This window comes from Hathewaya massiliensis, from assembly GCF_902143515.1.
Taxonomy (GTDB): Bacteria; Bacillota; Clostridia; order Clostridiales; family Clostridiaceae; genus Hathewaya; species Hathewaya massiliensis.
Genome location: NZ_CABFVD010000007.1, coordinates 163,595 through 175,616 on the forward strand (window position 1 = coordinate 163,595; position 12,022 = coordinate 175,616).

The 12,022-nt window shown below is 29.9% G+C and carries 16 protein-coding genes, 1 tRNA gene and 1 pseudogene; all 18 read right to left on the reverse strand.

The window, feature by feature from the left end; all coding sequences use genetic code 11:
- Positions 1 to 7: 7 nt before the first annotated feature.
- The 18 genes and pseudogenes from FNZ64_RS12910 to FNZ64_RS14785 all read right to left on the reverse strand — a co-directional run bounded on the left by FNZ64_RS12910 (position 8) and on the right by FNZ64_RS14785 (position 12,020).
- Positions 8 to 649: a phage scaffolding protein gene (locus FNZ64_RS12910; RefSeq protein WP_142415413.1), complete on the reverse strand. Its 642-nt coding sequence runs from the start codon at positions 647 to 649 to the stop codon at positions 8 to 10.
- 63 nt (positions 650 to 712) lie between these two features.
- Positions 713 to 1,009: a hypothetical protein gene (locus tag FNZ64_RS12915; RefSeq protein WP_142415414.1), complete on the reverse strand. Its 297-nt coding sequence runs from the start codon at positions 1,007 to 1,009 to the stop codon at positions 713 to 715.
- Between the two features lie 31 nt (positions 1,010 to 1,040).
- Positions 1,041 to 1,544: a hypothetical protein gene (locus FNZ64_RS14775; protein ID WP_185903784.1), complete on the reverse strand. Its 504-nt coding sequence runs from the start codon at positions 1,542 to 1,544 to the stop codon at positions 1,041 to 1,043.
- A gap of 320 nt (positions 1,545 to 1,864) precedes the next feature.
- Positions 1,865 to 2,218, reverse strand: a complete 354-nt coding sequence (locus tag FNZ64_RS12925) for a hypothetical protein (RefSeq protein WP_142415415.1) — start codon at positions 2,216 to 2,218, stop codon at positions 1,865 to 1,867.
- Between the two features lie 26 nt (positions 2,219 to 2,244).
- A complete protein-coding gene (locus tag FNZ64_RS12930; protein WP_142415416.1) occupies positions 2,245 to 3,180 on the reverse strand; it encodes a structural protein in 936 nt (311 codons plus the stop codon).
- Between the two features lie 20 nt (positions 3,181 to 3,200).
- A complete protein-coding gene (locus FNZ64_RS12935; RefSeq protein ID WP_142415417.1) occupies positions 3,201 to 4,670 on the reverse strand; it encodes a phage portal protein in 1,470 nt (489 codons plus the stop codon).
- A pseudogene (locus FNZ64_RS15165) lies at positions 4,670 to 4,813 on the reverse strand (PBSX family phage terminase large subunit); the annotation flags it as partial. The gene FNZ64_RS12935 and the pseudogene FNZ64_RS15165, both read right to left, overlap by 1 nt.
- 48 nt (positions 4,814 to 4,861) lie before the next feature.
- Positions 4,862 to 5,596, reverse strand: coding sequence for an HNH endonuclease signature motif containing protein (locus FNZ64_RS12945; RefSeq protein ID WP_142415418.1), 735 nt, complete (start codon positions 5,594 to 5,596; stop codon positions 4,862 to 4,864).
- Between the two features lie 207 nt (positions 5,597 to 5,803).
- Positions 5,804 to 7,024, reverse strand: coding sequence for a PBSX family phage terminase large subunit (locus FNZ64_RS12950; RefSeq protein WP_142415419.1), 1,221 nt, complete (start codon positions 7,022 to 7,024; stop codon positions 5,804 to 5,806).
- Entirely contained in the window at positions 7,024 to 7,731 is a 708-nt protein-coding gene (gene terS / locus FNZ64_RS12955; RefSeq protein WP_142415420.1) for a phage terminase small subunit, read from the reverse strand. The genes FNZ64_RS12950 and terS overlap by 1 nt, the downstream gene beginning before the upstream one ends.
- A gap of 77 nt (positions 7,732 to 7,808) precedes the next feature.
- Entirely contained in the window at positions 7,809 to 8,699 is an 891-nt protein-coding gene (locus FNZ64_RS12960; protein ID WP_142415421.1) for a hypothetical protein, read from the reverse strand.
- 273 nt (positions 8,700 to 8,972) lie between these two features.
- Positions 8,973 to 9,791 carry a Rha family transcriptional regulator gene (locus tag FNZ64_RS12965; RefSeq protein ID WP_142415422.1) on the reverse strand — a complete coding sequence of 273 codons (819 nt, stop codon included), beginning with the start codon at positions 9,789 to 9,791 and terminating at the stop codon, positions 8,973 to 8,975.
- A gap of 145 nt (positions 9,792 to 9,936) precedes the next feature.
- Positions 9,937 to 10,131: a hypothetical protein gene (locus FNZ64_RS12970; protein ID WP_142415423.1), complete on the reverse strand. Its 195-nt coding sequence runs from the start codon at positions 10,129 to 10,131 to the stop codon at positions 9,937 to 9,939.
- A gap of 157 nt (positions 10,132 to 10,288) precedes the next feature.
- Positions 10,289 to 10,456, reverse strand: a complete 168-nt coding sequence (locus FNZ64_RS14780) for a hypothetical protein (RefSeq protein WP_185903785.1) — start codon at positions 10,454 to 10,456, stop codon at positions 10,289 to 10,291.
- Positions 10,453 to 10,641 carry a hypothetical protein gene (locus FNZ64_RS12975; RefSeq protein ID WP_142415424.1) on the reverse strand — a complete coding sequence of 63 codons (189 nt, stop codon included), beginning with the start codon at positions 10,639 to 10,641 and terminating at the stop codon, positions 10,453 to 10,455. The genes FNZ64_RS14780 and FNZ64_RS12975 overlap by 4 nt, the downstream gene beginning before the upstream one ends.
- Positions 10,642 to 10,976: 335 nt before the next feature.
- Positions 10,977 to 11,050: transfer RNA gene (locus tag FNZ64_RS12980), tRNA-Trp, on the reverse strand.
- 260 nt (positions 11,051 to 11,310) lie between these two features.
- Positions 11,311 to 11,847, reverse strand: a complete 537-nt coding sequence (locus FNZ64_RS12985; RefSeq protein ID WP_142415425.1) for a sigma-70 family RNA polymerase sigma factor — start codon at positions 11,845 to 11,847, stop codon at positions 11,311 to 11,313.
- A gap of 14 nt (positions 11,848 to 11,861) precedes the next feature.
- Positions 11,862 to 12,020 carry a hypothetical protein gene (locus FNZ64_RS14785; RefSeq protein ID WP_185903786.1) on the reverse strand — a complete coding sequence of 53 codons (159 nt, stop codon included), beginning with the start codon at positions 12,018 to 12,020 and terminating at the stop codon, positions 11,862 to 11,864.
- Positions 12,021 to 12,022 lie beyond the last annotated feature (2 nt).

The following is a 12,022-nucleotide window of genomic DNA, read 5'->3' on the forward strand; positions in this document are numbered from 1 at the left end:
ACCCTTTCTAATCTATTTTAAAGAACTCATTTTCTGGTACTTGGGAGTTCTCCATTCTTTGTTTTGCTAATCTTGCCCCTATAGTTTCTGTTTTGCCTCCATCACCTTTAGGCATTCCTATTGTTCCTGTACCACCTAATGGTTTTTCAGTCTCTTTATTTTTTTCTTGGTCAACTTCTTCTTTTAAAAATAAATAAGCATCAGATTCCTCCAATGCTTTTATTTGATCATCAAATCCCAAAAGATTTTCACCATCTAATTTAATTTTTTCAATATCTAACAAAGCTTTAACTGCTTTATTATTCTTTGCTTTAGATTTTATCAATGCTTTTTCTAGTGCATTTTCAAATTTAACTTGATTAAGTTTAGCTTCATACTCTTCACTTGCTTTTTTATTGTCAGCTTTTAATTGTTCTATTTCTGTATTAAGCTCTTCATTATCCTTAACCTTACTTTGTAAATCTGTTAAGTCCTTGTCCCTCTTCTCTATATCTTTTTTATACTGCTTAATTGTTTTGTTAGCAGTTTCTAGTTCTGATTTTTCTACATAATTTGAACTATCAACTAGATCTATGTCCTTGTATTTCTTTTGTAAATCCTCTGGTATTTGTTTAAAATGTTCTCCTAATATTTCACTTAACTTTGGCATATTATCATCCCTTCCTTTTAATTTTAAGTAAAATAAAAAGCCTTAGGTTCCTAAGACTTCAATTTACGTTCCACACCTAAATACCCCTCTATATAATTCTTTTTCTAAATCTCTTTTAAATTGCTCCTGCAATTTCTCTAAGCTAGTTTCTATTTTGCCATACTCACCCATATTAATTGTTATGGGAGTATGTTTTCTAGCGATAGGTTGTGCAAAGGTTTCAGCAATAGGTGTGGCTGCACTCTTCATAATAGGTTTTTGCATTTCAGCCAACCTACAAGCTACCATTCTTTTATTATAGCAAGCATCTTTGTGCTTACATTTTTGACATTTCTCATGTAACTTACTTATGGATGTCATTATCTCACCTCGCTTTGATAAAATAAGATTTTTATTCTTTTCTACCACAATAATTTTTATCAATATATGTTCTTATTTCTTCATCTGTTAACCCACGAACTATTGGGACAAGATCTGATATGTTTTCTAAAATTATTTTGTTAACTTCCTCTTTTGACCTAATGCTTTTCTCTTGCGCTAATGTTTTGCCTTCTTTTATTGTTGTTAATACTTTTATCTCAGTACATTCGCATTTGAATATCTCTTGGTTATCTCTTATTACTTGATGTAATCCAGTTGCAATTTCATCTACAATAGTTTCTTCATCAGAATTTTGTAAATCTAAATTTCTTTCTCTTATAATCCCATGCATCAACTCATGAAGGAAGGTTTGTTCTTGCTTTTGATTACTTTGAATACTTTTAGAAATTTTAATTTCTGTATTATCGTAATCAATTACCCCCAAACACTCTCTACCATTTAAAACTAAGGTTTCATCTGTTAACTTTACATCATAATCCATGCTTCCTATTCTTACTTTTTCTGGTATATTCATAGTACCCTCCTAATTTAGTTCAAAAATAAAAAGCCTTATTTATAAGACTTGTAAAAATTGCCCTTCAATATTGTCTATCCTCAAAAATATTACTTGATTCTCTCCACGCTTTTCTATTTTTAATATATATTTTATAATCTCCCATACTAGGGGAATTAACTAAGCTTAATCTCCATAAAATCTTATATATCATATTTTTTATTAAAGTTCCTGGTACGCTAGGAGAACCTTAGTAAAAATTTTTTAATTTACCCATTTCTACCTCCTATTTTCAAGTAAAATAAAAAGACACCTATCTAAGTAAGTGCCTTAATTTAATATTAATCATTCATAAGTTTTACATCTAGTATTTTGTAACCTTTCATGTCACTTGTTAGTTGTAATTTTACTACAAATCTATTTCTTATTTTAGCTCCTGTTTCATTTTCTGCATCAACATTACTACTTATAGCATATTCTTTAATATCATCATTCCCAGTTGCTACTTCTTTAATTTGATACTCTTCAAAGCTTGCTGGAAACTTAGCTGTTGATGGAGCTTTTAATTTTCCTTTAACTGCTTCTTGTGCCTTAACTATTATGGTTGCATTTAAATCATCTTCTTTATTTTCAGAACACCCCATTAAAGATACTGATAACAATGCAACGATTAGTAAATAAACAATTTTTTTCATGATATACCTCCCCTTTTTTAAAACAATTATACCATAAATTCCTTGCCATATTCACTATACCAATCATCTAAATCGCTATTGCTTTCACCATGCAGCCAATCATGTAACTCTGAACCTATATCCTCCATGCTCTTAGTTATAACAGGTGTAAAATAACAAATCCCATTAGGGTGATCTAAGGGCAATTCATCTGGCTTATATATCTTTTCATTTCTATCTAGACATATGTTGCAAGTTCTTCTATGGCTATTAGAAGTATGCCACTGTATACCTTCTGTAAAAGGATTAGCTTTACATGACCTCTGCATAGATAGTTGATACGCATGACTTATAGAAGTTACTGCAAGTCTAAAACTGTTATATTCTATCTTTTTATTGCCTACATAAGGATATATTCTTTTAAATTCCCAATCCTTTTTAACTTCTGGGTTAACATAATCCGATAAGTCTTTTGCTAATTCGTAAGTACTCTTCTTTTCAGCTAATCCCTTTTGAATTATATAGTCAAAATCTGCATTGGCTTTCTTTTCATGAGTCCATACTCTCTGTGAAAGTCCTCTACCATCTTTATAAAATTCACCGCTTATAAGCTCTTCTAATGTCCGTTGTGGTATTTTAGAAAACATATTAGAAAAAGTTTCTTTAGAATTTAGGTTATATCTTGTATCAAGTAAATTAAAGAAATCAGTTTGAATCCCTGTAGCATATTTTGCACTTTTTAGCATGGAGCCTTCTATATCTTTTTTCAAAATCTTGTTTAATTGCTTAATGTCAGATTTAAACTGTTTCTGATAATCAAGTAGCCATCTTTCATTTAAACTGTCTTTATTTGCACTTTTAGCTCTTTTATTTAAATCTTTTGCTACATCTTTATACAATTCCTTTATATCACTCAATTGTTCTCTAGTAAGGCTTATCCTTCTTTTTTGGGCTTCCTCCACTAGCATTAAATATTCATTCATATGCTTCCCTCATTCCACCATTAAGTATCTTGTAGAAATTGTTCATTTTCAGCATTAATGATAGTTGTTATATCCTCTGCTATTTCCTTCAATGCGCTTTCTGCATCCTCTTCATTACTGAAATCTTTAATGTAACTCCTATGGCTTCTAACATTAGTTCTAACCTCTTCCATAGCTAGTCTTTTCTTGTCCTCTTCATCTTCCGGAATAGGATAATTCTTGTCTAAAACTATGTTATAAAGTAAATCATTCCATTCAGTATTCCAATCTTCATAACAATTGAATTTACCACAAGCTTGAACAATTAATCTAATCATTTGTCTTATGGCTGGTTCCCAATCGTGCCACTTTTCATCACAACGTGCCACAAGTTCTGAATATATATACTTTAGAGTTTTAGCACTAGGTATATTTCTTAGTTGTTCTGGATGCGGAACTCCTATTTTTTCATGCATACTCTTGTCTATTTTATCTAAAAATTTTAGTACACCTTCTACATTATTAAAACTGCTTTCTATTCTTTTAACTTGTGCTTGCCTCTTACCTTCTGAATCTTCTATGCTACGTAAAGCCATAAGTGCATTAGGAGCTATATTGCATGCATTGACCGTGTCCTCTGTTGCATCTATAATAGTAGTTTGACCAAACATTGAAAATCTTAAGCTATCATTTAAATCTGATAACCTTTTATTATAGCTTTCTTGCAGCGGTTTTAAATCTTTTATATCTGAACTTCCATAAGGATTTATAATACTTTGTTCATTTACTATTATCCAACAAGGTATTTTATCAATGCCTGTATCCATTTCCTCTGTGTCTATAGGTGTATCAAGATTGTTAGCAATGAAAGTTTCTTTTTTTAGAAAACAACTACTTTTATTGTCCTCTTCATTTTCTTTTAGGAAGTAAGTGTATCTATACCATAGTTGTTTATCATCTTCAGAATTAGATGTACTAGAATCTTGTCTTATTAAGACTACACTTTTCAACTTGTTTGCATCATTAGGATCTACTTCATAATTAAAATCATTAATATCATGATAGTAAAGCCTTACTGGTTGCCCTGGGTTAGCTTCAAGTCTTAACATTACCCTCTTTGTTACACTTGCAATCCTAAATGTTTTCATGGTATTGCTCCAAAACTTTGAAGCACCCAATATAGAATCAATATATCTTCTTAAATCTTCGCATTTTTCTCTATCCTTTTTATCAAATGGTTTGAATAAGATATCAGGACTTCTTCCAAACATAAACCTAGCTTGTTTATTTATTAAAGGTTTAACTTTATTATCTACCACTTGGCTAGGTACATAGTCCAAATCATCTAATACAAGCCAACTTTGTCCTAAGAGATCATTGTCTATTAAGGCCTCTTCCATGTTTTCGCATTCACCCAAATAAAAAAGAAAGTCTTTTAATGCTTTCTTTCTCTCTTTCTTCTCTTCATTACTTAATTTAAGCAATGTTTCTTTTATATCTTTTACATGCATTAAAATACACTACCTCCTTTCTTTTTATATTGTTTAATAATGTTTTGCTTAAGTCCCATACCTTTGTTGTAAACATCTTTATTGTATTTTTGTTCTTTGATGTCAGCTACTTCATATCCATCTAATCCGTACCATATAGCACTACATTTTTGTTATCGTAAAGGCTCTTTATCCTCTACTTCTTACAGTTGTTATTCCTGTAAGCTCGGACTATCTATTAATTTATTATAATCAAATTCATATATTCTGTAAGTTTTTTTAACTATCCAATTCTTTTTAATAGCGTCTGTTACATTTACTTTACCCGCAAAGAATTCTCTAGCTTTTCTATTGTAAGGAAAATATAGTTTTTCACCTGTGTTTATATTTTCAACTACTACTGTTTGATATTTAGAATTTTTATTTATTTCAATTATTTTTCTAACATCTAGTTTATCACTTAAATAAAAATATTCTTTAACTCTGTTGTTTAAAGCTCTACTTTCTACATATCCCAATGTTCTTCTAGTAGCTTCTGATACTCCTATGTACTCACCTATATAGTTTAATAAGTAATCATAAACATACACTTTAGAACACTTATTAATAGTCATATTATTTATTGCATTACCATAATGAACATTTTCTAATCTAGTTACCCATTCAAGGTTTTTATAATTATTGTTTGATTTATCTTCATCTTTATGATTAACCTCAGGATTATTCTTAGGATTAGATATATATGCTAATGCAACTAATCTATGAATGTATGCTTTTTTCCATTTTCTTTCACCTTTTAGCTTTAAACTAACAACTTTATATCCTTTACCATTATCATGACTTGCTAATGGCTTATTTGTTTTAGTTGAGAATATAAATCCTTCCTTGCTTACAAAATATATATCTAGTACTTCTTTGTATCCCTCTATGGTATTTACTTTTATCATATGATATCACCTCAATAATATTATACCATACCAAATGACATAATCAAAGTACTATCTTATAATAAATTTCGAGGTCTCGTGGGTGAATTATATTCTGTAAAACAGTTTCATCACCTAGTCTCTGCCCCTCACATAGCTTTTAAACATATGTGTTCGGTTCGGATTAGCATTTCAGCTTTCCCGCTTAATACCTCGATTTATACACGCCTAGGCTGGTATGTCCAACGTGTGTGGATCTATATTGAATTCATCTTCTATGATTTCTCCATCTTTATTTAGTGCATAGGTTAATTCAGATAATTCTTCTATGGTGTTTCTGCAATTAGAAGAACACACTATTTTTTTAAACCTTTTAACCTTCTTAGTGTTTTGAAGTCTACTACCCGGAAACTTTTTAGCACCTATTATATTGAATCCCTCTTGTCTGTAGTATTTAATAGTTTTAGGTTCTGCACTATCTGCTCTAATAAGTTCCTGTGACCTTTTAAACTCTTCTATTTCAATAGCTGTTTTATCATCTGTCATTTTGTTTTTATAGTATTCCCAGTAAATATAAAGAATTTTTTTATCATCATCTATAGCCATTCTAATTAAAGCATTAAATGATGTTTCAAACCCAAAATCAAACCCTACTCTTCTAATAGGATTTTTAATATCTCTTATAGCTTCCAAGACTTCAAAGTGTGCCCATTCTTCAAACTGTGGTAATACTCTTATACCATTAACCCCAAATCTTCCCTTTCTAGCTACTCTATATAAATCAGGGTCATATGTTTTCATTTCTTCTAGCTGATCTATATAGCTTTTAGGAAGAAATAAATTATCCTCAGCTAAAGAGTGATGGTAATAGGTATTGTTTGTAACTATTATTCTTTCTTTATATAGCTCTTCATCGTTCAATATAAACCTATCATTTTTATTATCTATAAAAAAGTGTTTATAACTCCAGTTAGCTTTTGATACTGGGTTAGTTGATAAAATCATATATAGTGATAATGTAGGATGCCTTAATCTACCTAATAATTCTTTAAATCCTGCATACTTAATCTCTGAACATTCTTCTATCCACACTATAGAAACATTGTGTATAGATTTTAATTTAGCCGGCTTATCCATGCCTTTAAATATTATCTTAGAACCGTTAGGAAATCTTATTTGCATTGGAGAAGTAATGCATTTAATCCTATCATCTAATCCCATTTCTATTATTATTTCTTCAAATAATGAGTAACATGAATCTCTGATAGTGTCATAAACATTTCTAACTACCAATGCTGTTCTTTTTTCTTCTAAAAGCTTAAGAATTAACTTTAAGGCTACATGATAACTCTTTGATGATCCATATCCTCCAACTAAAAAATAAAATTTCATAGCCCATTCAAATAAAAAATCTTCAAAATGAGGGTTAACTTCCTTTTCTATAGCCATTAATCCTCACCCTTTCGTTTGATTAATATTTCTATAGGCTTATCCTTGTTATCATCTTTACTTATATCAGCTTTAAGTTTTTCTATTCTTAATTTTTGTTCTTCTGTGGCCATTTCCCAATTAGCATTTATCATTTCATCATACTGCTTAATTAAACTTCTTAATTCACCCATGGCTCTACTCTGAGCATTAAGGAAAGTAGCCTGTCTATCCCATGCAAACTGAAACTCCCACTCTTCTTCATTACTTTCCCCATTTTCTGAAAAGCTTTCTTTTTTCTTCTTAAGTTCTTTTATCATTTCCTCTTTATCTGTTACATGCATTATTCTTTGTGCCCTTATTATTGCTGCATACTGTATTGTTATGTTCTCCCAAAGTATATCCAATTGATCCTTTTCTTTTATTTCTTGAATTATATTTAGTGTATCCTCTGGAAGGTACTTAGAAAAAAAGCCATGGGTTTCAGCATTCTTATTCCTTGCTGGAGCTCCATGGCCTACTGCATTCTTATTATTTAAGGGTGCACCCTTCTTCTTTTTGTGTGCACCCTTGTTTTTCTTCTCTTCTACCCAGTTATATCTCTTTACCCATGACTTAATTGTGTTTAAACTAACTGAATATTTTTCAGCTAGTTCTTTATACTTCATACCCTTAAAATAATCTTGCTTTGCTTTTTCCCTTACATCTGGTCCTCTTATGTCTTCCATAACACCACCTCATGCTAATTGCTTTGTTTGTTTTGCTTAATAAAAGAGTACCTAAATAAATAGATACTCTTTAGACTCTATAATTCTATATTTGATATTATATATTTACTTAATTTTAATATTTCATTATGATAATCTATCAATTTAGGTATTACACTATAATCTAAATCTATACATTCATATTGAAAGTCGTTACTATTAAAGTCTTCTTTTTTATTACTTCCACTAACATCTATAATTTTAATTTGACATTTATTATCAAACTCTTCTCCCTCAAACCTTAAAACTCCTCTATGTTTAAACTTATTACACCAATTTCTAACTTCTTGAAACTTAGGATATAAACAATATTTTTCTAAACGAAATTCCTTTAAAAAAATAGGATCCTTTTCTTTATCTAGCTTATCAATAAGTTTATTTAAGTTGCATTTTTCTAGTATCTCACTCAAGTTATTACCCTTATAAAAGTCTTTATATACCCAAATTATTTGCATTAATATTTCAAATGTTGAATAATACGAATAAATTGCATTTTCTGCATTAAAACACCTTTGCAAATAATAATAGTCATATATATAATCATTTATATCCGAATTTAAAAAATCTATATCAATAATATTAGAACACTTGATAAGTTCATATCTTGCCTTATTTATATATCTCTGTAATGTATCTATTAACTTCAGTAAGCATTGTTTCTTTGTATCGATAGCAATGCTACCTAAATATCTTGAGAAATTACATGTTTCTAAATTCCCAACTTTATCATTAAATAATTCTCCATACTTAAATTCTTTTTTTCTGTATAAATATACATTCTTCTCTAAAGCTTCATGTGTTAATGAAGTTTCACTACTATTACCTTTGAACTTTCTTATAAATTCTTCAAGTTTAACCCATTTATCATCTTCCTTTATATAAAAATATTGAGAACACTTAATCTCACTAGTACAACTACCTTTAATCATCCTAACAATACCTCCCTTTAAAATATAGTTATATTATATTTTCTACATTTTAGGAATTTTCCCTTTATTTTTCGTTCGCCCTTTTCCTCTATAACTTATATAAAAAGGAAATATTTATTTCTGATTAATTAAACTCTATCCCATAAGATAGTAACCATTTTTAGTTCTCTTAACTTCTCTTCCTATTTTTCTTAATCTCATTGCCCAACTTTTACTTATTCTTTTCATAGTTTATCTCTCCAATCTATATTTCTTCTATTAACTTCTTTGTTTCTACCTTACGTCTTTATACAATTCCCTCATTGTTTTTCCTCCCCCTGATATAACTGGTAAACCTAACTTATTAATTTTAACAATAGGGTTTGATGATATCATTTTCTGCTCTGGGAGATAACTCAACTCAACTAGTAACTTACATTTCCCTTTGCATATTTGATATATGTCCTTATAATAAGTCTCTTTTTCTACTTCTTCTTTTATTACATGCTCTATTAAGTTTTCTAAGTTATATATTACATCTAGCACCCTTTTAGTCGCTTTATCTCTACTATTAGAAGCTATCCCCACACAATTATTAACTAACTTACTATATGTCATATATAATTTACCTGCATTTTTGCTTCCTTGTGATATCGCTAATGGTATTAACCTATCCATTATTACGTCTGTCTCATTTCTTCTAGCTAATTTCCCTTTTATTCTTGTTTCTTGCCATTCACTAGATAACTTTTCTTTAATAAAGTTTTCCATTGCATTGAAGGCTTGTATATATTTTAATTTCCACTCAAGAGCTTTTTGACCCGTGAAGCCCATTACCAATAAACTGAATCCATCTCTTGTTAAAAGATACTCTGGATATTTTCTGTTTTTACTATCTGTATACTCTGATTCAATAAAGTAATCTCGTGGATTTCCACCTGATTGAATGATCCCATCTACTAACCCATTTATATGCTTCCCTTTTCTTGTTTCACCTGAAATAGTTTTTAAAATATTACTATGTTCTTTATTGAAATTTTCAGATACTATTCTACTACTTACTACAGCTTTATTATTTTTGTTTATAATCCCTAAGCTTATTAAATTCTTCATAACATATACCTCCTAGAATTTTATTAGTCTAGGAGTAGTGGGAACTTGCCCCACCATTCTTCTCTCCTAGGAGGTGGCAGGTTTTTATCCTGCAAACCTAAAAATGTGTATAAAAAAAGACACCTTTTACAGTGTCCTCTTAGATCTATTTATTTGTTTGCTTCTCTACCCAGTTTTTAAAATTCCTATATAAACTAAGTGTTAGAGTTGTACCTATTATGTTATCTACTTTTCTAGAAGTTATTACTCCATCTATCCATAGCTCTAACCCTCGCCACACTAATAACATGCAAACCATAATACCAAATAGTATTAATAAATTAGTTATATATTTTTTCATTTCTTTAGCTCCTAAAGTTCCATCATTCTTTTTATTGCTTTGAAAAATCCTTTAATAGGTTTAATTCTTACATATTCCTTTATTAAGCCTTTCCATGTAAACCACCCATCAACATTATTATTTTTAATATAGTAAAATCTGATAATAACACCTCATTTTACTTCTGTTTTATTGATCCACCTTTTCCTCTGTAATAACTGTCATGTTTCATAAGGTTCTCTACATCAGAAAAAGAGAGGCTTTCTTTTCCTCTCTCCTTCTTATCACCTTTTAGTTTTTTATATACTTCTGGTTGTTGGTCTTTTAATATTTCACCTATTCTCATAATCTCTCACCTCTGTATGAACATTGATAATAACAACTTGCTTTGTCTACCTTGCACCCTAAGTAATGCTTACAGAATCCATTCTCACCTTTTTGAAATCCCTTGCAGTACTTCTTTTGTCTCTTAGAAGCCTTATTAATTTTTGTATCTGAACATACTTTGAATATCTTGTCCCAATAATTCATATTACACCTCGTATGTATATAATCTCCTAGACATTTCTAGGTATGAAAATAAAAAACCAGTAATCGCATTGCGAAAACTGGAGTCTCCTTCTACCCTTGGTAGATAAGCTATATTTCAGTACCACCATGGTGTTCCACTAGACCATACTGAATAGGACGTGTACTTTGCCCTTTTAGTGTGCCACAATTTGAGCATTGTTAAGAGGCTTGTGGGGTCTGTGCATATTGGGGAGTATGCCTAGCTCCCCTCAAATATAAAAATATGAGTTAGTGCAGGCACTCTCTCACTAAAAACCTATATGGGGTTTTTGTTCTATATCCCCCATTAAGAGACTTGGCAAAGGCTGTAGGAATTGAACCCACATTTACAGGTTTGGAATCTGTTGTGTTACCATTACACTAAGCCCTCATATTAAAAAGGCACCTGGAAACTAACTTCCCAAGTGCTTTTTTCTTTTAAGTTCTGGCAAACCTAAAGATCTTAATAAATTTAGTACTTTATATTGGAACCCGTAGGCAAGGATTTATCCATTTCATTTTATTTCGCTCCACTTATACCGCCTACTGGATATAAGTATCATTGCTACTATTTAAATAATTATGGGAGGGTTTTGCCTTATCTATAATGTTCATATTACTATAATAGCACACTAATTTTACATTAGATTATCAACTTACTATCATTTCACTATCACTAAATCTAAACCAATTAGCTATATCATAAACTAATCTCTTTCTTAATCTAAAAGCAGTTGCAGGTGACATGTTTAATTTCATTGCTATTACTTGAACCTCTAGTTTATCTTTGTATTTTAACTCTATAAATTTTTTATCTTCCTTATTCAACATATTTATATTACTTTCTATAGTTATAGCTAATTCTTTTATATCTCTAATTTCTTTCTTTAATTGCTCTATTTTATTTTGCTTAAATGTCCATTCTTTTTCTAGTTTTGTTATACCTTTTATAAGCTCCTGTTCCATAAAGCTTGTACCAGTTGTTGAAGTCTGAACCTTTTCATCATAATTTATAGATTTTAACCCTGTATCTAGTCTTACATTGTTATTTTTAATATCAGATTCTAATTCTTTTAATTGTGAAGTGTATAAACTTATTAAACTTTCTTTTTTCTTGATTATGTCTTCTTTATTAAAATGGTCATATAGTCTTTTTTCTGTTTTCCTAAATAGCTCTCTATCTTCCATCTAATCTCTCCTTGCTATTTTATATAAGGTTCTGTTATTTTCTTTATTCTCTTAGTTAAAGAGGTTAAATCTCTCATAGTCCTATAGTCTGGTTCTTCTAGTAGTAAATCAGTTATTTTATTAATCAGATGATGTATTTCTTGTATGTCATAGGTAACCTTTTCAGGTAGCATTT